18 protein-coding genes and 1 riboswitch are annotated in these 20,450 nt (G+C 38.5%); of the genes, 1 reads left to right on the top strand and 17 read right to left on the bottom strand.

From position 1 onward, the window contains the following. Positions 1–53: 53 nt before the first annotated feature. From glnA to KVT27_RS03150, 14 genes are all read right to left on the bottom strand, one after another. Entirely contained in the window at positions 54–1,388 is a 1,335-nt protein-coding gene (gene glnA / locus KVT27_RS03215) for a type I glutamate--ammonia ligase (RefSeq protein WP_036124288.1), read from the bottom strand. 190 nt (positions 1,389–1,578) lie between these two features. Continuing rightward, on the bottom strand, positions 1,579–2,925 hold the full coding sequence (locus tag KVT27_RS03210) for a sodium-dependent transporter (protein WP_036147550.1): 1,347 nt from the start codon (positions 2,923–2,925) through the stop codon (positions 1,579–1,581). Between the two features lie 182 nt (positions 2,926–3,107). Continuing rightward, the gene (locus KVT27_RS03205; RefSeq protein WP_036124285.1) at positions 3,108–3,695 is read right to left on the bottom strand and encodes an ECF transporter S component; all 588 of its coding nucleotides are present in this window, start codon (positions 3,693–3,695) and stop codon (positions 3,108–3,110) included. Between the two features lie 221 nt (positions 3,696–3,916). Beyond that, positions 3,917–4,104, bottom strand: a riboswitch (FMN riboswitch). 153 nt (positions 4,105–4,257) lie between these two features. Beyond that, on the bottom strand, positions 4,258–5,541 hold the full coding sequence (locus KVT27_RS03200) for an RNA polymerase subunit sigma (RefSeq protein ID WP_217580667.1): 1,284 nt from the start codon (positions 5,539–5,541) through the stop codon (positions 4,258–4,260). Beyond that, on the bottom strand, positions 5,538–6,071 hold the full coding sequence (gene sigX / locus KVT27_RS03195) for an RNA polymerase sigma factor SigX (protein WP_036124281.1): 534 nt from the start codon (positions 6,069–6,071) through the stop codon (positions 5,538–5,540). Before sigX ends, KVT27_RS03200 begins: the two co-directional genes overlap by 4 nt. 78 nt (positions 6,072–6,149) lie before the next feature. Beyond that, on the bottom strand, positions 6,150–7,925 hold the full coding sequence (locus tag KVT27_RS03190) for an ATP-binding protein (protein WP_036124279.1): 1,776 nt from the start codon (positions 7,923–7,925) through the stop codon (positions 6,150–6,152). Continuing rightward, positions 7,918–8,634 (bottom strand): response regulator transcription factor, encoded by a 717-nt coding sequence (locus tag KVT27_RS03185; RefSeq protein ID WP_004232215.1) that lies wholly within the window; start codon positions 8,632–8,634, stop codon positions 7,918–7,920. The genes KVT27_RS03190 and KVT27_RS03185 overlap by 8 nt, the downstream gene beginning before the upstream one ends. A gap of 115 nt (positions 8,635–8,749) precedes the next feature. Beyond that, positions 8,750–9,931, bottom strand: coding sequence for a c-type cytochrome biogenesis protein CcsB (gene ccsB / locus KVT27_RS03180; protein ID WP_008174608.1), 1,182 nt, complete (start codon positions 9,929–9,931; stop codon positions 8,750–8,752). Further along, a complete protein-coding gene (gene resB / locus KVT27_RS03175) occupies positions 9,928–11,604 on the bottom strand; it encodes a cytochrome c biogenesis protein ResB (protein ID WP_217580665.1) in 1,677 nt (558 codons plus the stop codon). Before resB ends, ccsB begins: the two co-directional genes overlap by 4 nt. 13 nt (positions 11,605–11,617) lie before the next feature. Continuing rightward, on the bottom strand, positions 11,618–12,151 hold the full coding sequence (gene resA, locus KVT27_RS03170) for a thiol-disulfide oxidoreductase ResA (RefSeq protein WP_008174612.1): 534 nt from the start codon (positions 12,149–12,151) through the stop codon (positions 11,618–11,620). Between the two features lie 325 nt (positions 12,152–12,476). Then, positions 12,477–13,208 (bottom strand): pseudouridine synthase, encoded by a 732-nt coding sequence (locus KVT27_RS03165; RefSeq protein WP_008174614.1) that lies wholly within the window; start codon positions 13,206–13,208, stop codon positions 12,477–12,479. 350 nt (positions 13,209–13,558) lie between these two features. Beyond that, positions 13,559–14,605 carry a D-alanyl-D-alanine carboxypeptidase family protein gene (locus KVT27_RS03160; RefSeq protein WP_191967780.1) on the bottom strand — a complete coding sequence of 349 codons (1,047 nt, stop codon included), beginning with the start codon at positions 14,603–14,605 and terminating at the stop codon, positions 13,559–13,561. 101 nt (positions 14,606–14,706) lie between these two features. Beyond that, entirely contained in the window at positions 14,707–15,300 is a 594-nt protein-coding gene (gene scpB / locus KVT27_RS03155) for an SMC-Scp complex subunit ScpB (RefSeq protein ID WP_036147547.1), read from the bottom strand. Further along, positions 15,272–16,051 (bottom strand): segregation/condensation protein A, encoded by a 780-nt coding sequence (locus KVT27_RS03150; RefSeq protein WP_036124274.1) that lies wholly within the window; start codon positions 16,049–16,051, stop codon positions 15,272–15,274. The genes scpB and KVT27_RS03150 overlap by 29 nt, the downstream gene beginning before the upstream one ends. A gap of 55 nt (positions 16,052–16,106) precedes the next feature. Between KVT27_RS03150 and KVT27_RS03145 the strand changes: the two genes are divergently transcribed. After that, on the top strand, positions 16,107–16,610 hold the full coding sequence (locus KVT27_RS03145) for a DUF309 domain-containing protein (RefSeq protein WP_036124273.1): 504 nt from the start codon (positions 16,107–16,109) through the stop codon (positions 16,608–16,610). 272 nt (positions 16,611–16,882) lie between these two features. Here the strand turns inward: KVT27_RS03145 and KVT27_RS03140 are convergent, their stop codons facing one another. The 3 genes from KVT27_RS03140 to KVT27_RS03130 form a co-directional block, all read right to left on the bottom strand. Beyond that, entirely contained in the window at positions 16,883–17,254 is a 372-nt protein-coding gene (locus KVT27_RS03140) for a GNAT family N-acetyltransferase (RefSeq protein WP_008174622.1), read from the bottom strand. A 199-nt stretch (positions 17,255–17,453) separates the two neighbouring features. Beyond that, on the bottom strand, positions 17,454–18,773 hold the full coding sequence (lysA, locus tag KVT27_RS03135; RefSeq protein WP_217580664.1) for a diaminopimelate decarboxylase: 1,320 nt from the start codon (positions 18,771–18,773) through the stop codon (positions 17,454–17,456). A 222-nt stretch (positions 18,774–18,995) separates the two neighbouring features. Then, complete coding sequence (locus KVT27_RS03130; RefSeq protein ID WP_036124270.1) at positions 18,996–20,444, bottom strand: spore germination protein; 1,449 nt, start codon at positions 20,442–20,444, stop codon at positions 18,996–18,998. Positions 20,445–20,450 lie beyond the last annotated feature (6 nt).

Below are 20,450 nucleotides of genomic sequence, written 5' to 3'. Positions count from 1 at the left end.
AAGGGTATGAAAGTCAGTATAAAAATATTGGAGCTTTTTAGCTCCAATATTTTTTAGTACATCGTTAAATATTCCTCACGCTCCCAGTTATGGACCCGTGTGCGGTATTTATCCCATTCGATTTCTTTGGCAACATTAAACTTTTCATAAATATGATCACCTAGAGCATCTCGTACAACTGAATCCATTTCTAATTCAATTAACGCATGCTCTAATGAAGATGGTAAGCTATCAATGCCATTTAATTCACGCTCTGGACCTGTCATTTTATAAATATTGCGATCTACCGCTGCTGGAGGCGTTAAATCCTTGCGTATGCCATCAAGCCCCGAAGCCAAGATCACAGCCATTGCTAAATAAGGATTCGCCGCTGGATCAACTGAACGTAATTCAACACGAGTTGATAATCCTCGAGCTGCTGGTATACGAATAAGTGGTGAACGGTTTTGAGCAGACCACGCAACATAGCATGGAGCCTCATAGCCTGGGACTAATCGTTTATAAGAATTAACAAGTGGATTTGTAATCGCCGTAAATCCGTGTACATGCTGGATGATTCCTGCCATAAAGCTACGAGCTGTTGCACTTAATTGAAGTTCTGCGTGTTCATCATAAAATGCATTTTTATCCCCTTCAAATAACGATAGATTAAAATGCATACCAGAGCCGTTAACTCCGAATAGTGGCTTCGGCATAAATGTTGCATGTAGCCCATGCTGTGCAGCAATTGTTTTTACGACTAATTTAAATGTTTGAATATTGTCGCAAGCTTCAATGGCACTAGCATATTTAAAATCAATTTCATGCTGTCCAGGTGCTACTTCATGGTGAGAAGCCTCAATTTCAAAGCCCATCCCTTCTAGCTCTAAAACAATATCCCGACGACAATTCTCCCCTAAATCTGTCGGAGCTAAGTCAAAATAACCTCCGCTGTCATTTAGCTCAAGTGTCGGATGCCCCTTTTCATCCAGCTTAAAAAGGAAAAATTCTGGCTCTGGGCCCAAGTTAAAGGAAGTGAAACCCAACTCCTCCATTTCCTTTAAAACGCGCTTTAGATTAGAGCGTGGGTCTCCTTCAAATGGTGACCCATCTGGCCTTGCAATATCGCATATAAGACGCGCCACCTTACCTTTTTCAGCTGTCCAAGGAAAAATGACAAATGTATTGAAATCTGGTCTTAAATACATATCAGATTCCTCTATACGTACAAAGCCTTCAATCGAAGAGCCATCAAACATAACCTTATTGTCTAAAGCTTTTTCTAATTGACTCACAGGTATTTCTACATTTTTAATCGTTCCTAATATATCAGTAAATTGTAGGCGAATAAACTTCACATTTTCTTCCTTTACTCGGCGTATAATACCTTCTTTTGTATAATGTTTCATTTTCCACCACTCCAATGTAAATTTAATTAACACACTTTTTTATAACTGCTTTTAAAATACATCATTTTTTTATTTTTAGCAATATGTATGTAAGGTTTTATAACATCTTTCTTTTAGAATATATTTATCTTGATTTTCGATACATAAAAAAGGCGTACCCATTGACTAAATGGATACACCTTATATATTTTTAAAATTGTAATAGCATATTAACGAACACTACGAGAATGACAGCTGGTACTATGATTACCATTAACATCCTGTAAATCGAATAATACCCCTGCCCCATCTGGCTTCCCATTAGCAGTTCTCTTTTCACAAATTCTTTATCTACTACATATGCAATAAAAATTGCAATGGACAAGTTCCCCAATGGCAGCATTAAGTTTGATACTAAAAAGTCAGTTGCATCAAAAATATTCTTTCCAAAAACCGATACATTCGCTAGCAGGCTAGAGGAAAGAGATGCTGGGATGGCCGCAAGAAAGACAACTACACCAAGACATGAAGTCCATACCAGACGAGATTTCTGACTATTTTCCATAAATGCCGCAACAATAATTTCGTATAAACTAAACGAGGACGTTAATGTGGCAAATAAGAATAATAATAAAAACATCGCTAAAAATACTTCCCCAAATGGCATTTGGCTAAATGCTGTCGGTAGCACCATAAATAACAAGCCCGGCCCAGCTGCCGGCTCTAAATCAAAAGCAAAAACGACCGGGAAAATAGCTAGTCCAGCTAAAAATGAAACAAGTACCGTTAGCATAACGACGGAGCCTGCTGAATTCGGTAGACTCACATCTTTTTTGAGGTAGGAACTATATGTAACAAGACAAGAAAATCCAACGGCTAACCCAAAGAAGGATTGCCCTAAAGCTTCTAATAAGGCTTTTCCGGTAATATTTGAGAAATCAGGCCATAAAAAGAATTTTACCCCTTCCATGGCGCCATCTAATGTGACAGCACGAATCACTAGGACAATGAACATAATAAAGAGCAATGGCATCATCCATTTATTCGCCTTTTCAATACCATTTTGGACACCTAATGAAATAACAAGTACGTTTGCTAATGTAAACAAAGCCAAACCTACAATTGTAATCCAAGGTGTCCCAATTATTTTTCCAAATAGTTCTCCAGGATCAATAGCCGGATCAATGACAGCACCCGCTACGCCTAGCCCACTATAAATAAAAATCCAGCCACCGACAACGCTATAAAATGTTAGTAATAAAAAACATCCGAGAACACCCATGCGGCCAATCCATGCCCATCCCTTTTTCGTAGGAGCAATTTTTTTATAGGCAGTGATTGCCTCTGACTGTGTACCTCGTCCTAAAATATATTCAGATAATAGCATCGGGAGCCCAATTAATAATGTAAACAATACAAAGATTAAGAAAAACGCGCCTCCTCCACTTTGTCCGGTTACATACGGGAGCTTCCAAATCGCTCCTAGTCCAATTGCAGCGCCTGCTGATGCTAAAATAAATCCTAACTTACTAGACCACTGTCCTTTTTTTCCACTCATCTCTTCAAACTCCTCTAACTTTCTAAACTCTTCTCTAATTTTACATGAAAATATAGCTTTCGACTAGGTATTACTAAAAAAGAACTAGTTATATTTTGACAACCCGTTACCTTTTTCTATTTTTCTTTCTACATTCCGCCATAAAAAAAACCTCGAGTTCATCCCTCGAGGCTTAGTACATTTTATTTTGTTATATACATAGAACGCTGGCGGTCAATCCATTTACGCATCGTCGTAAATAATAACGCCATAATACCCGTTAATAAAATCCCTTTGACAATATTAAATGGTAAAATACCAGCGATAATCATTTTATAAAGTGAATCACCTACAACAGGCTCCATTCCTAAGAAGTAAGTGTACATTGGTAAAAATACAGCATAGTTTAAAACACTCATTCCTACTGCCATCACAATTGTTCCCATTGCTAAACCTCCAACAAGGCCAGCGATTGTTTTAAAGCGATTAAAAATAAAGCTTACTGGCAAGATGAATAAAATACCTGTTACAAAATTAGCCATATGCCCTACAGGAACGCCTGTTGGAGTGCCTGAGAAAATCCAATCCAACACATTTTTAAACAATTCTACTAAAATACCAGCTACAGGCCCCATTGTGATTGCCGCAAGTAAGGCAGGCATATCACTGAAGTCCACTTCCAAAAATGCTGGGAATGGCGGAATCGGGAAATTAAAAAGCATTAATAAAAATGAAATACTGCTCAGCATGCCAATCGTAATAAACGATTGAAGTTTGACATTTTTCTTCATAGAAAACTCTCTCCTCTTTGCTGATTCAATCTCGCAAGAAGAAAGGTGACGATCTTTCAATTGTTTCATGAAAAAAACCCTTATGCGTTTAATAAAGCATAAGGGAGAAAGGCATAACGAATAAGCGTCCTCATCAACTAATTTTTGAGCACTGTTTAATAAACCATACAAAAAAAGCGCTCGGTCATAGTTCATTTCATGACAATGAATGACGATCGTACCTCCATCTTCTCCCATCCAGACTTTAACTGTCGGCCTTGGAATTTCACCAAGTCAGCCATGCGAAAATTCGCACAGGTCGCGGGCTGAAGAGTTTAACATAAATCAAGCGAGCTAATGAATATATTCATTAGCGATTTATGACTCTATTACCGCCGGTCGGGATTTTCACCCTGCCCCGAAGATGAATCATATTATTTTATTCTACAGCTTTACTATAATGAATTACGAAGTAAAAGTAAATAGTTCTGCTCAAAAAAATCCGATTAAATTGCTATGTTTTATAAATAGAAAAGGCACTCCCGCCATGCAGGAATGCCTCTCTTGTTTTTTCTTCCTTCGACTATGGTAAAAACTGTTTATTCGGTCCCACTGGCTTTGGTAAATAACCCTTTAAATCAAAGCCTTCCCAGCTTTCTTGCACAACATTATCTAAAAGGAGCTGTTGATTAAAGCTAGCAGCTGTTAACATCATGGCCTCAATTAATTGAGTAGCTCGTATTGGTTCCATAGATGTTAAATCAAGCGGAATATCAAAAGTCACAACTACACCTTCCGCTTGTTCAGTGACTGTGTATGTTACATTTTCAGGCACTACCGATGTATAGACATCATCATTTTTATTTTTCATCAGTGTAAGTGCCTCTGTGACTGTCTCAAAAGATTGACGGAAATCTGGTGATAAATATTCTGCACCATTGGAATCATGGTACAAGTAATAATTATAGTGCTTTGCATTCGTTAAGGACATTCCTTGACTTGGCTCACCTTCTTGAGAAAACTCATACGGGGTTCCATCTTCATTTTGGATTTCTACTTCGGTGTATTCAGAGTCTGAGAATGTGTCTTCCATTGTGCCTTTATATTCATTTACTGCAGCAGAGGCAACATCATAGTCATTCCCCTTTGGCAAGACATGGATAAGCTTATCATCCTTTTCCTTCAGCTCACCTTTATAAGGATGATACTCTGTAAACCCTTTAGCCTCCTCGTCAATTTGAGGAGCATACTTTTCATATATCCGTAAGGTAGAAGGCTTCTCTTCTCCAAAATCAGTAGCCACACGTTCATTTGGAATCACATACGTCATAGGAACACTTTCCGCATCACGCCCTGCCAAACCAATACGGAATACGACAGCATCTTTTACATCCTCCTCATAGACAGATGTACGTAAAGATAAAATGCGCTCATGTTCCGCAACAATACTTTTGGAATCCAGCATTTCATCCTGCGTGGCCGCTTCCTTTGCTGCTGAATCCTCTTGCATCGTCGAAAACTGAGCCGTTTCAGGCATACTCGCTTGATCTTTTTGCTCACCTTGATTGTTCTTCAATATTGTGCCAACTAGTATTGTTAGCACAAAGACTGCGGCTACACTCATATAAATCTGCATATTACGTACTTTTGATCTCGTCGTATGCTTTTTAATGGTAGCATCTTCCTGTTGAGATGGTTCATCTTCTATAGGTTCTTGCATAGCTTCTTGAAGGTGTATATTATCTTGCAAGCGAGCATCTGCCATTAACCGATTTAATATATCTTCTTTCGAACGGTGGTCAGAAAGCTTAGGGGCATTGTTCAGTACATGTTCAAGCTGCTCATCATCAAATGGCTTATGTGTCATTGCCGTTTCGCCTCCTGTTCTCTGATCGGCTGTAGCTGTTGCCTTAAAAATTTAATGGCTCGATGCTGGGTTGTTTTTACCTTCGCTTCTGTCCAATCAAGTATTTGCGCCGTTTCTGCAATCGATAAATCCTGGAAATAGCGCATAATAATGACCATTTTTTGATCGCCAGTACAGTTTTCTAATGCTGACTCTACTTGCATAAATTCATCACTGGCCTGTAGCATTTCCTCCGGTGATGGTGTGTTTGAATGGAGTTGTTCCGTTTCCCAGTCAAAGAAATCAAGCGAATGCTTCTGACGCACTGCTTGCTTTCTAAAATGATCAATCGCAACATTTTTGGCTATTGCAAAAAGCCATGTTTTCTCACTACTATTGCCTGCAAATTGATCGTATGAGCGCAATACTCTTACATACACTTCATGCGCTAAATCTTCAGCAAGTGTACGGTTTTTTACTAGATAGATTAGAAACTGGAACACGTCTTGATGATAGGCATCGTATAGTCGATGGAACACGGAGTCATTCAATGCACTCCACCCCCGTTCTATATTATTTGTCGTCTTACATTCGCAGAAGTTACAGTCAATTAATAACAAACCACGTTATTAATCGAACGGTAAATAAAATGTGAAGGTAGTACCTTCCTTAAGCACACTATCTACCATAATATTTCCTGAGTGTGCTTTTATAATATTTCGTGCAATGGCTAAGCCAAGTCCCGTACCACCCTTAGATCGAGTACGTGCCTTATCTGCTTTATAAAAGCGTTCAAAGACATAAGGTAAATCATCTTGAGGAATACCATGTCCTGTATCTTGAACAGAAATTTTAGCGAATGTTGGCTCCTGCTCCACTTTTACTGTGACAGATCCCTCATCCGTATGTCTTAGTGCATTGTCGACTAAATTTGTGAGTACTTGCTCGATGCGATCCTCATCTATATTAATCAGTGCATCGTCATTAAATTCACTATCAAATAGTAGACGAATATGTTTTTCTTTTGCAACCTGTGCAAATTTTTGGGTAATACGCTCGAATGTAGAATTAATTGGTAATTCATCTTTATAGAGTGTCATATGCCCCGATTCCATGCGTGCTAAATCTAATAAATCCGTGACAAGGCGACCCATTCGTTTGGATTCATCATAAATAATTTTTGTTATTTCATTACGTTCTTCCTGATCTTGAATAAAATCATCATCCATCAAAGCTTCAGAATAGCCTTGTAGCATGGCGATTGGCGTCCGCAATTCATGAGAGACGTTCGCAATAAAATCGGATCGAAGTTTTTCTAGGCGGTGTTGTTCAGTCATATCACGAATAACAGCGACTGCACCACGAATGATTTCTCCACTATAAAGAGGACTAATTGTAAACGTATAGTAATTACCATCCATTTCAATTTCCTCTTCTAGCTTATCCTCAAACATGAGTACATGATCCAGCATATGATACAGCTCTGGCGGTATTGGCTTCGCACTTTGTGAGCCTTTGTTTACAAACCATTTTTGCATCAGACGTTCCGCTGGTGGATTACTTAATAATATTGTACGGTCGCGATTAAATGTGATCACTGCATCTGTCATAGATGTCAAAATATTGGATAGCTGTTCATTCTCTTGATTGATGACCTCTAAATTATGCTTTAATTGACGACCCATTTGATTGAAGGCAACTGCCAGCTGTCCAATTTCATCATTTTGAGTCGTAGGCATTTTCGCTTCAAAATTCCCTTTTGCAATTTCAAATGCCAGCTCACGCATTTTTCTTAGTGGAGATGTAATACGTGAAGACAAGAAGAACGCAAAAAATGTAGTCAAGACAAATGCTATGAAAGCTGCCAAAAAGACAATTTTCGTCGTTTCCTTGGACGTTTTATGTAGGGCATCGGGGCTTTGATAGATGAAAACTGCTCCATGTACAGCATTTTCTACATTTAATGGGAAACCAAGCACAACGTAAGATTCCATTTTCTCTTGATCAGTAGAGGAGGGCATCATCATTTCTTTAGTAATTGGTTCATCTGATTGAAAAACCTCACGGAAAGATTTATTTGCCAAAATAGTATCTTGAATTTCCTTTTTATTGAGTCCTTCTTGCATGGCAAAGGATACCTCTACATGGCTGATTGCGATGAGTGCATTGGTGCCTTTAGGTAAAATATCTTTTAATAATTCCGAAGTCGATTCAGCGGTTTCATTGTCATCCACTATACTTGCCACAGTGGCAGCAGTTTGACGTAAAGATATTTCTGCTTGCTGCATATGGTAGTTTTGAAGAAATTCAAGCATTAATACCGTGAAAACAAATAATACAAATGAAACGAGAAGCAATATGGTTACCCATAGCTTCCCGACAACACTATTCCATATTCTATTCATTGACAACCTCAAATTTGTAACCAACGCCCCAAACCGTCACGATCATTTTAGCAGCGTTTTCAGAAACACGGTTGAGCTTTTCACGTAAACGTTTTACGTGTGTGTCAACTGTACGTAAATCACCAAAGAAATCGTAATGCCAAACCTCTTTTAGTAGTTGTTCACGGTCAAATACTTTGTCTGGCGATTTCGCTAAGAAGTAAAGTAATTCATACTCTTTTGGTGTTAAATTCACCTCAATGCCCTCTGCTGTTACACGGTGTGCATCATGATCGATCATCAAATGCTGGAACACCACTAAATCTTTTGAAGAGGATGCATTGGTCGTTGGTGAGAATGCCTGTGAACGACGTAAAATGGCCTTCACACGTAACACTACCTCACGAGGACTAAATGGTTTTACAATATAATCATCTGCTCCTAGCTCGAAGCCTTGAACTCGATTAGCTTCCTCGCCTTTAGCAGTTAATAAAATAATAGGAGTTGCAGCGCGTTCACGAATTTCTGCACACACTTCTAGCCCATCTTTTTCAGGCATCATAATATCAAGTAAAATACAATGATATTCTTTTTCTAAAGATTTTTCGATCGCTTGTTCACCATTTTCTGCCTCGTCAACAAGGTATCCTTCTCGCTCCAGATACATTTTTAATAAGCGGCGAATTCGATCCTCGTCATCTACTACTAATACTGAAATATTTTCTGACACTTTCACGATCCCTCTCTTCCAATCTTTCTCTAACTTCTATTGTACATGGTGTGACACATATTGAAAAGAAAAGAAAGCCTCTTCGCTAGAGCGAAAAGGCTTGTTGTTTCACAGGTTATGCGTAGGAGTGTAAACCTGCAAGAATTAAGTTAACAGCAATTAGGTTAAATAATATAATACCGAAACCAATTAATGCTAACCAAGCAGATTTTTGACCTTCCCAGCCTTTTGATAAACGTAAATGTAGGAATGCCGCATAGAATAACCATGTAATAAGAGCCCATACTTCCTTAGGATCCCATCCCCAGAAGCGACTCCAAGCAATTTGCGCCCAAATCATCGCAAAGATTAAAGCACCTAGGGAGAATACAGGGAAACCAATTAGCACTGAACGATAGCCAATTTCATCAAGTAATTGTAAATTAACACGCTTCACAAGTGGCTGGAAAATAGCGCTTATTCGACGACGTGCAATTAAGCGAATTAATAAATACAATACTGACCCTACTAATAATGACCAAAAGACAGTTGTTAGTTTCTTCGCATTAATTAAAGCTGGCATTTCTACAATTGGTGACATGCCATGCTCTTCAACTGCCTCATACTCATTCATACCGAAAACTGGTGGTAAATTGTAAATAATTTTACGCGTAGTTCCTTCTTTGTCCACATAATTGTAGCTAGATTCATAATCCATTGCACTGAATGTAGATGTCACAGCAACAAACCCTACAACTACTACAAGACAGTACATAACGGCTTCTAACCAAAATCGTTGTTTAGAAGGCTTCGTTAAATCTACAACCTTTAATAAGTAAATAAGTCCAGCCACAGCACTGATCGCTAAAATAGATTGCCCTAATGCCGCTGTAATCACGTGAATTGTTAACCAATGGCTTTGTAATGAGGGCACTAATGGACTTACTTCTTTCGGGAACATTGAAGCATAAGCGATAATTAAAAGTGCTACTGGTAATGCTACTAATCCAAGTGCAGATAAACGATAAATAAAGTAAATTAAAATAAACGCACCAACAATGAACATACCAAAGGCAGTTGTAAATTCAAACATATTACTTACTGGCGCATGTCCAGTATAAATCCATCGTGTAATAAAGTAGGCAAGCTGTGATACAAATCCAATAATTGTTACCACAATGGCAAGCTTACCCCATTTACCAGTGTTTTTACCTGTAGCATTCGCTTGTTTAATGGAACCACCAAATAATAACGTCGCAACTAAATAAGCAATAAAAGCTACAAATAACAGGTTTCCACTTATGTCAATCAAACTCATAAGGTGTTGTCACCTTCCTTTTCTTTAATGCCACCATCCGTGGACTCTTCGCCAGCCTCTTCTTTCTCTAACTGATCTTTGTATGGAGGCAATGCTGCAAATGCTGTAACAGCATCTAAATCCTTTTTCATGCTGAACATATTTTTATTAACATGGGCAGCCATTAAAACACGGCCATCCGGCTCAACTTGAAGCCATAAACGACGGTGATTCCAGTAAGATCCAATTACGACACCAATCATAAAGATAACGCCACCAACAAATAAGATAGGAATTGTACTATCTTTACGAACCGTAATACCAGACATATCACGCATCTCTGCTGCAGCAAATTTCATTCTGTATTGATTTTCACCCAGCGGTTCTAGTGGTGGCTGCATAATTTCCACAAAACTTACTTCGCCTTCTGGTGTTTCTGGCGTAGTCATTTTAAATAAAAATGCTGGATTATTTGGAATCGATGTTTTTGTTTGAGGTTCCCCATTTTCAAAGCCATCAAAATCTGGTGTATAGACTAGAATTTGCACGGAAGAACCATTACCTAAATCATATTCTTTTTTAGGATTTGTTAAATCAATTTCCACTTTACCAAGTGATTTTTCACTCGCCTTATTAATTAATTCAAAATTCATTTGCTTTAATTCATTCAGACGATAATCCATTTGATAAAGAGCATAGCCATCTTCTTTTAATGGGTGATTGACACGAATCGAATAATCTTTAACTTTTTCCAGATTTTCCGTATCACCTGGGATTGCATCTTTAGGCTGTTTGTAAAGCGTAATGTCAGTTTGGAAGTTTTTTGCAACCACATTAACATTTTGCTTTACTTGCTCTCCTTGGGGTTCATTATCATGAGTTTCTAAAATAAAATCTCTGTTTTCAATGAAATAACCGTCCATGCCAGTAATAGCACGTGTTTCTCCCTCGCGGACCCATATCGACTCATCCACATAGAAGCCTGGTACAAGACGTAACATAACCCCACTTATGAAGATAATGAGCCCAACATGGTTTATGTACGGACCGTAACGAGAAAAGCGACCTTTTTCAGCTAAGAGAGCGCTACCATCTCGACGGACAGAATATCTCATTTCAGTCATCTTTTGAGCCACTTTATCAAGCGTTTCCTCAGCGTCAGCCGTTATTTGACCCTCACCAAAAATGCGTTGACGCTTCATAAAGCTTTCATGTCTTTTAACACGTTGATTCTTTAGAGATTTATAGAGCGGGATTCCTCGGTCCAGACTGGCTACAATAATTGACACAGCTAACATGCCAACCAAAATTTGGAACCACCATGAACTATATAAATCTGAGAGTCCTAGCGTGTAATAAATTTTACCGAACGTACCATATACGTCAGCGTAATAAGCTCCCTTCTCTATATCAGAGGCTTTTACGTAAAACTCTTGTGGTAGTAATGTTCCGATTGAAGCAGCAATTAATGTGATAATAATTAAAGATATACCAACTTTAACACTCGAGAAGAAATTCCAAATTTTGTCGATAACCGATTTATTATAAGTCTTAGAACGAATGGCAGTACCGTCATAGCGCATATCGACAACTTTATTTTGCTTCTCTTCTTCCGTTAAAGGACGACCACATTTCTCACAGAGCTTCGTGCCGTAAGGGTTACTATGACCACAAGCACAAATGATTTTTTCCATCGTCATTTACTCCTTATTTCGGCTTTACTAATTCCATGTACGAAGCAATATTTGCATCTGTCATTTCACCAGTAATAATTTTTGCCACTTTTCCTTCTGGATCAATTAACACTGTAGCAGGTAATTGACCTACGTTATAAGCAGTCATAACACTTTTTGTTTTATCAATGACAACTGGGAAAGACAATTTATATCGATCAACAAAATTCTGAACTTCAAAATCTGTTTGAGCGATATTGACCGCTAAAGTTTGTACACCTTGATCTTTAAATATTTGATATTGTCTGTCCATCGCAGGCATTTCCTTTTCACACGGCTTACACCAAGTTCCCCAGAAATTTAAAAATACCCCTTGTCCTTTATAATCCGACAATTTATGTTTTTCACCGTTTAAATCTACTAACGTGAAGTCAGGTGCTTCTGAGCCAACTGCTACTAACTCTACTTTTTCCTTTGTTGCTGTTCCATATACCGTGTACCCGATTGCCAATGCTAATACTGCTAAAATGACAGTCCGTAGTACGAGACGCTTTTTCTTTTTCTCCAAGTTAATAAACCCCCTATCATTTACGACTTTGCGTAAACATTGTAGACATGAAGCTTTTACATTATAAAGACTTTAGCTAGAACTTTTTCATTTTATAAACGTCTTTACGTATGTACAAACATCTATGAAAATTGTACGTTAACGATGTACGAAGTTCTTCTGGCTAAAATGTAACTAGGTGTACTATTCTCACCTATTATAGCAAAATGATACAAAAACACTTAGCTATTAATTATGAATGATTTATGAACGATTTCACCAAAAAGAAAGTGAAAATAGTTTTTATTACCTTTTAAGGTACTATCACTTTCTTCTGGCAAATTATTTAATCCAGTTTCCCTGTCTCTGCTAACACACGTAATTGCTTGACTTCGTGCTTCGACAATTCACGGAACTCACCTGGTGCAAGGCCAAATAAATCTAAAAAGGCAAATCGTTCACGTTTTAATTTGACAACAGGTGTACCAATTGCTTCAAACATACGTCGAACTTGGCGATTACGGCCTTCATGAATTGTAATTTCGCAAATTGCCTTGCCCGCTTTTTCGTCAAAGGACGTCATACTTACTTTGGCAGGTGCAGTTTTGCCATCCTCTAATTTAATACCACGTTGAAGCTTTTTTAGACCTTCAATTGTTGGAATACCTTTGACACGTGCGATATACGTTTTGTCAATTTTAAATTTCGGATGCGTCAACATATAGGAAAATTCTCCATCATTTGTTAATAGCAATAATCCAGATGTATCGTAATCAAGACGACCAACGGGGAAAATACGTTGCGGAATATGATGAAATAAATCTGTGACAGTTTTGCGTCCTTTATCATCCGTCACGGCCGAAATTGTTCCGCGTGGTTTATACAGTAAGAAATAAACTTTATCTTCTTTTTCAAGCTTTACGCCTTCCACTTCAATTGTATCTGAGTTAGACACCTTTGTTCCTAATTCACGGATAACTTTACCGTTCACTTTAACTTTACCTTCTAGTATCAATTGCTCTGCTTTTCGCCTTGAAGCAATCCCCGCATAGGCAATGACTTTCTGTAATCTTTCCATTTCTTCACCTCTAGTTTTCTTTCACATTAACAATTTCGTCGAAAATTGATTTCTCGTTCAATTGAATAGGGTTAATTTTCCCGCTAATCTGTGAAAATTATGTCATACTTTAGCGTAATATTAAAGAAAAACAAATTTCACATTCATTGTTGGAGTATTCGTAATACTTTTTCATTAGCGCATTGATCACTATATTGATCACTATTAGGTATAGAATTTTCTTTGCACCATGCTAGTAGTATACTCTTTTTACCAAAAAGCAAATCGTTTTAAAAAAATGTTTATATTTCCTGTTTGCACTCCGATATAGAGGAGATTTTTGTAGAACAAAAAAATCAGCCAATCGTTTTTCAACGATCCGCTGATTCAACTTTTACTGGTATTGCATAAATACGTTCTTCGCCTAGAAAGATGGATAAGACAGCTTCCTGACGCTTTCTTGAAACATGTAAAACTTGCCGCACTTGCGCTTTTTCCTCTTTATTTAACTGCAGGCGAACTGGCTCCTCTAATCGAATAGCCAACTTTTTATTCACGTTGTATTTACCCTTCTTCACCACTGTTTCAAGATCATAATCTGTCCACACTTGATTGGAAAAGCTACGATGAACATTCCAATCATCCGATACATTTAACGTGACAACTATGCAGGTTTGCCCGTCCTTTTGAAAGGCTGTTGCAAGCGTACGACCAGCTACCTTTGTAAAACCTGTTTTACCTGCGTAAGCAACACCAGTAGCAGATTTTAACGAACTCACAGGTTGCTCTGTCTCATCATCAATTTCTGCTGCCATTCCTGAGCCTTCTCTTAATAGTCGATGCTTATTTTCCCATAGCATGCCGTTCACCGTATTCGCTCGATAAAGAACCGTGGAAGCGATTTTTTCAAATGTTTTGTTTTGCAAGGCAACTCTTAGCATCTCGGCTGTATCCCTTGCAGAAGATAAGTGCTCTTCATGATGTAGGCCAGAGGGGTTCATAAAAACCGTATTGGTAAGACCCGCAATAACAGCTCTTTCATTCATTAATTTGACAAAGCCTTCTACAGAACCACCTACATGCTCTGCCAAAGCAGTCGCAGCATCATTGCCTGAACGCAGCATTAAACCATATAATAACGTTTCTACGGTCACCGTTTCGCCTGCCTGCAAATAAATGGAACTCCCTTCAGCCATGGCAGCCTTAGGTGAAATGACAACTTCCTCTTGCAAGTCACTATTTTCGATGGCCACTAGGGCCGTCCAAATCTTCGTTAAGCTAGCAATTGGTAGCCGTTCATTACTATTTGAACCTATTAATACGCGACCTGTATCTCCATCTAAAACCGCGTAGCCACTTCCACCTCTCGCAAAGCTTGTTTGCGGAAGTATTACCATTAACACAATGATCATCAACATTATTAATCGAAATAACCGAAGCAACGAGCCACTCCTTATTCAATATGATAGGAAAGTATAGATTTATATTTATGTTGGTCGTTATGCTTTATTCCTATACATTACTTTGCACCATTAAACGCTTCTTGGAATTTAGTCATAAATAAATCGGTTTCTTGTTCATTTTCTGCAAACTCTTCCTCAGGCAGAGGTGGCATTTCCTCTACACTGTTTAAACCAAAATAATGTAAAAATTCTTTAGTTGTTCCATATAGGATAGCACGTCCAGTTCCCTCTGAACGTCCTACCTCTTTAATCAACCCTCTAGACACTAAAGTCTGAATAGGTCTTTCGCATTTAACACCTCGTAAATCTTCTATAGCTACCCTAGTAATTGGCTGTTTATACGCTACAATTGCTAATACCTCAAGAGAGGCTTGGGATAATGATTGTGCAGTAGGGTTTTCTACTAATCTTTGAATAGTATCTGCTAAATCGGATTTTGTAATAAGCTGAAAAACGCCTGCCATTTCTTTCACAGTTATTCCTCTAGCTAAATCTTCATCATAGACTTTTCGCAAGGCATCCATTGCCTGTATAATAATCTCATCTTGTTCACCTAACAGCTGAGAAAGTTGTTTAATCGTTAAGCCATCATCTCCGACAACGAACAATAAGGCTTCAATTCTACTCTGTAACATCGATGTTTTCGTCATCTTCCCATTCCTCCTTCTGTAGGGTAACCATTAATTCTTCAAAGTTACCATCTTGCTCTACGATGACGACTTGACGTTTCATCAATTCAAGAAGGGATACAAACGTCAAAATAAGTGTCGGCTTATCTTCATAGGGAAAAAGCTCGAAAAATGATGCACGTCCACCTGTTGATCGTAAAGTATCTACAACCGAACGCATTTGATCCTTCACTGACCGTTCTTGCCTCGTTACTGTCGTTTTTAGAGGCTTCTTTAATTTCTTTCGACGCATCAATTTTTGAAATGCTCCAAGCATATCATAAATATTTACATTCAAATCAAACAAAGCCATTTGTTCATCTGATGCTAAACCTGTTAAATCAGCTGGCGGCCTTGTAAATACTTGCGCTCGATCTGTTTCAAGTTCTTGCAGATTGCTAGCAGCTTCCTTGTATTTCTTATACTCGATTAATCGCTGCACCAGCTCTTCACGCGGGTCTGGGCCATCTACTTCCAATTCGGCATCATCCATTTCACCCTCATGAATAGGTAATAGCATACGGCTTTTAATCGCCAGCAGTGTTGCGGCCATTACTAAATATTCACTTGCTTCATTTAATTCCAATACTTGCATAGCATGTATATGGTCGATATATTGTTGTGTGATTTCAGCCATTGGGATATCATAGATATCAATTTCCAACCTGTGAATTAAATGCAATAATAGATCAAGAGGCCCTGAAAAGGCATCTAATTTTACTTCATAAGACATTATTTTACCACCCTGAGATTCTATGTTCTTATAGTATAGTGGAAAGGAGTTCAAAATGCATCCACAGCATCATACTTTATTTATCGAATACTGCGCTTATTTTAATGGCAATCAGGATTTTTTTGAATGCCATGAAGTGCTTGAGGAATATTGGAAGGAAATCGCGCCTGGTGATAAAATGCACCCATTAGTTGGCTATGTACAGCTCGCAACAGGCTTATACCATTGGCGGCGTGGTAATGATACTGGCGCTATACGAATTTTAGAAAAAGCACTTCATAATTTTCAACAAAATGAAGGTCATATATTTTTCCATGAAATTAGTTATTATCAACTCCTGACAGAATTAAAAAATTGTCTCGCCGCAATCCAAGCAGGCAAGTCCTTCCATGCATTCCAGCTTCCCCTTTCACCCGAGTTGCTGGAATTAGCACTAGCGCGTATAGAAATTATGCCACCTAGTAACTCAAACTATCTTCTTCATAAGCATATGCTAAGGGATCGCTCACATATACTTGCAGAGCGACAAGAAAGCAAACAAAGAAAAAGTAAACGTTAATTTCCACTATAGGCAGACGCTTTTGGCCTGTGGAAATGAGCTGGTATCACCGCTTCCCTAGCTTCACTCTGACCAGAATCTTAATTTCTTCGCTTTTCCCGCAGGTGTCGCCGGCCTTTGTTCCATTCAACTTAACTTTGGCGATGCTAACCAATAATAGCTGAGTAGTGAATGAACGTGGTCAATTAGTAATTGACCACATATAGAACGACAAAAACCATCGATAAGAGTTCACTCTCGATGGTTTTTGTCAACAGTTTGTGCAGACGATGTTACTCGTCTGCTTTTTTATCGATGCAATTGATACATTTTTGAACTAATTGACGTGTTTCATCTGTCGCACGTACATTTTCATATTGGCCTAGCTCTCCTATTTCCTGAAGCATTTCCTTCGCAACACCCTCGCCTCTATAGGAAGGCACAACAGATACATGTTGGATCGTAGCAGTGTTATTCTCATCTGTTACAAGCCCAACAATGCCAACATATTCATCATTTTTTTTCCATAAGTATAAAACCCAATTATCATCATTTTCATAGGAGTGGATGGTCTCGGTAAGCTTTTTCACGTCTTTTTCGTTCGGCATAAACGAAAGTAGCCCCATTGCTATTTTCTCTAAAGCTTTTTTATATCGAATTAACATATTTGTCTATTCCCTCTTTTTCTAGCTGTACATAATCTTTGACTATCCTACACGATTTGTACTTTTACCGCAAGCCAATTTCTGTCTTACGAACCAGGTCCGAGAATTCCTTTAGACGCCAACACCCAATAGACAATGCCCCACAACACAATAAAAGTTGAAATGGATGCTAGTAATACCCATTTATTCTTTCTCAAATTTACTCACCCTTTTTTAAAGTTAGCGGGAGATCGTTTTGCACAATATCTTCATAACTTTCGCGGCGAATAGCTAATTGATGCTGTCCATTCTCTACAAATACAACAGCAGGTCTAGGAACACGGTTATAGTTACTTGCCATAGAATAACCATATGCCCCTGTACAGAAAATGGCTAAAATATCTCCTGAAGCTGCGTCTTGTAGTTTAGCATCAATAATTAATTTATCGCCAGATTCACATAATTTGCCAGCAACCGTATACATTTCATTTTTCGGCTCATTCGCTTTACTTGCAATGATTGCCTCATACTTAGCGTCGTATAATGCTGGGCGGATATTATCACTCATCCCACCATCTACAGCAATATACTTTCGCACATCTGGTACTGTTTTTTGTGATCCGATTGTATAAAGAGAAGTTCCTGCATCACCGACAAGTGATCGACCTGGTTCAATCCAAATTTCTGGCATTTTTAGGCCAAGTACAGTTGCTTTGTTTTTCACTACTGTAATCATGTCCTCTACATATACTTGTGGTTCAAGCGGTGCATCTTCTTCAGTATAACGAATACCAAAGCCCCCACCTAAGTTTAACACAGTACATGTAAATCCGTGAGCCTTGTTCCAATCAGAAATTTTGTCAATCAATTTTTCTCCTGCTAACCCAAAGCCAGCAGTGTCAAAAATTTGTGAGCCAATGTGACAATGTAAGCCCAATAACTCTAAGAATTCATGGTTAAATGTTTGTTGGAATGCCTTATCCGCTTGACCATTGTTTAAGTCAAAACCAAATTTAGAATCAGCTTGACCTGTTGTAATGAAATCATGCGTATGTGCCTCAACCCCTGGTGTAACACGTAATAATATACGCATTTTTTGTTGACGACGTTCAGATATTTCTTTTAAAAGCTGAATCTCATAGAAATTATCTACAACAATACAACCGATTTTGGAGTCAAAAGCTAGCTCTAATTCTGAAATGCTTTTATTATTGCCATGGAAATGAATGCGCTCAGCTGGAAAACCTGCTTTTATAGCTGTAAATAATTCTCCACCTGATACAACATCCAAAGATAAGTTTTCTTCTGCTGCTAATTGATACACAGCTACACATGCAAATGCCTTTGAAGCATAAGCTACTTCTGCTTTTACGCCTAGTTTTTTAAACGTATCGATAAAGCTGCGAGCACGCTTACGAATAAGTGCAGTATCATACACAAAAAGTGGTGTACCGTACTCTTTGGCAAGCTCTAGTGTGTCTACCTGTCCAATTGTTAAATGACCATTTTCAGAAATCGCTTGTGTTCCATATAAATGCATGTGCATCTCTCCCTTTTCACTTCGTTCCATTCTGTCACTTTTACAGAAATATGATAGGATCTACCATTGGAAATAGAGATATCCCATCAAAAATTAATTTCATCCAGCTGCAAGAGGCGTATGTATAAAACCTCCCTTTTACTGAATGAAAATAATTTTTGCAAAAATCACAAAATACTATATGTGAACTTTATCACATGAAAAAAACGAGTGCAACGGCTCCTATGATCTTTTTCGCTGTTTGGAAGCGACTACATAAGGTCTTAATGCATCTGCCGTCATCGGGAAACGAATCAGAACACGTAGCATCGCCATGGGGAAGAATGGGACAAGCGGCCAAAAATAAGGTGCCTGCATTGGTCGTAATGAACATAAATACGTAAACACTAAGAATATACCAATGAATAAACCATTAACGCCCCAAATACCTACCATAAGCAATAAGAATAACCTAAATATTTTTATGGAGATACTTAGCTCATAGGACGGGATAATAAAGATGAGAATAGCTGCAACCGCTGTATAGAGGACAACCTCTGCTGAGAACAGTCCCACATCGATCGCAATTTGACCAATAATTACCCCCGCAACCAAGCCCATCGCAGTAGACAGTGGTGTTGGAGTATGAATGGCGGCCATCCTCAAAAATTCAATACCAATATCTGCAATAAGTATCTGCAGTAATAAGGGTACATGCGATTTCTCCTGAGTCCCTAAAAAAGAAAGAGCATCGGGAAGCAATGATTCATTTGTTGCAAATACATACCACAAAGGTAATAAAAGTAAACCCATAATGGCTCCGAAATACCGCATAAAGCGTACAAATGTACCAACTAGTGGTGCCTGTCTATATTCCTCCGCATGCTGTAGTAAATGGAAAATCGTAATTGGCACAAGAATAACAGACGGTGAAGTATCTACCATTATGGCGATATGCCCTTCCAGTAAATGCGCTGCAGCAATATCTGGCCTTTCCGTGTAACGGACAAACGGAACTGGATGGAATTTTTGCTTAAACAGCCATTCTTCTAATGATTTATCAGCCATTGTCAAACCATCGTGGTTAATCTGGTCAAGGCGCTGTCGTAATTTTTCGAGCATATCTTCATTGGCAACATCCTTCATATACGCTATGGCGACGTCGGTTTGGCCGATTTTGGATATTTTATGTAGCTCGAAACGTAAATTACTATTGCGAATCCGCCTACGAATTAAAGCTGTATTTTGAGATATTCCTTCTGTAAAACCATCCCTTGAGCCACGTATAACCTTTTCATTGTCGGGCTCCTCAGGGGAACGTCCTGGATAGTTTCTGAGCTCGGCAACGTAGCAATAGCCACTTTTAGTAATAAAGGTCACTTGCCCGCTTAAAATGGCTAATAAATAAGCTTTTCGCTCAGTTTCCTCTGAACGTCCGTGAAAGTTAAAATAAGACTCGAAATACTCCTTCTCATCCTCCACATCAATTTCATAGTCCTCATCTGGGAGCATACTTGAAAGTAATTGTGTTAGGGCTTCTCCATCCACAAGTCCACTAATATAGGCGCAAAGAACCGGCAAATCTTTGACAAATAAATGCTTAATCCCAACGTCAAATGATTCGCCGTCACCAAATTGCTCCTTAAGAAAATCTTCGGCTGCTTCTAAGTTGCTAAATAATTTATTTGTCATGCTGTC

It is taken from the genome of Lysinibacillus sp. GbtcB16, from assembly GCF_019091145.1.
In the GTDB taxonomy this organism is placed as follows: domain Bacteria; phylum Bacillota; class Bacilli; order Bacillales_A; family Planococcaceae; genus Lysinibacillus; species Lysinibacillus fusiformis.
The sequence above is the reverse complement of the archived record's forward strand: the minus strand, read 5'-3'. Positions and strand labels throughout refer to the sequence as shown.

Bases quoted from the DNA above. Each gene is read 5' to 3' on its own strand.
- glnA (WP_036124288.1), bottom strand. From the start codon at position 1,388: ATGAAACATTATACAAAAGAAGGTATTATACGCCGAGTAAAGGAAGAA.
- KVT27_RS03210 (WP_036147550.1), bottom strand. From the start codon at position 2,925: ATGAGTGGAAAAAAAGGACAGTGGTCTAGTAAGTTAGGATTTATTTTA.
- KVT27_RS03205 (WP_036124285.1), bottom strand. From the start codon at position 3,695: ATGAAGAAAAATGTCAAACTTCAATCGTTTATTACGATTGGCATGCTG.
- KVT27_RS03200 (WP_217580667.1), bottom strand. From the start codon at position 5,541: ATGACACATAAGCCATTTGATGATGAGCAGCTTGAACATGTACTGAAC.
- KVT27_RS03190 (WP_036124279.1), bottom strand. From the start codon at position 7,925: ATGAATAGAATATGGAATAGTGTTGTCGGGAAGCTATGGGTAACCATA.
- ccsB (WP_008174608.1), bottom strand. From the start codon at position 9,931: ATGAGTTTGATTGACATAAGTGGAAACCTGTTATTTGTAGCTTTTATT.
- resB (WP_217580665.1), bottom strand. From the start codon at position 11,604: ATGGAAAAAATCATTTGTGCTTGTGGTCATAGTAACCCTTACGGCACG.
- KVT27_RS03165 (WP_008174614.1), bottom strand. From the start codon at position 13,208: ATGGAAAGATTACAGAAAGTCATTGCCTATGCGGGGATTGCTTCAAGG.
- KVT27_RS03160 (WP_191967780.1), bottom strand. From the start codon at position 14,605: ATGTTGATGATCATTGTGTTAATGGTAATACTTCCGCAAACAAGCTTT.
- scpB (WP_036147547.1), bottom strand. From the start codon at position 15,300: ATGACGAAAACATCGATGTTACAGAGTAGAATTGAAGCCTTATTGTTC.
- KVT27_RS03150 (WP_036124274.1), bottom strand. From the start codon at position 16,051: ATGTCTTATGAAGTAAAATTAGATGCCTTTTCAGGGCCTCTTGATCTA.
- KVT27_RS03145 (WP_036124273.1), top strand. From the start codon at position 16,107: ATGCATCCACAGCATCATACTTTATTTATCGAATACTGCGCTTATTTT.
- KVT27_RS03140 (WP_008174622.1), bottom strand. From the start codon at position 17,254: ATGTTAATTCGATATAAAAAAGCTTTAGAGAAAATAGCAATGGGGCTA.
- lysA (WP_217580664.1), bottom strand. From the start codon at position 18,773: ATGCATTTATATGGAACACAAGCGATTTCTGAAAATGGTCATTTAACA.
- KVT27_RS03130 (WP_036124270.1), bottom strand. From the start codon at position 20,444: ATGACAAATAAATTATTTAGCAACTTAGAAGCAGCCGAAGATTTTCTT.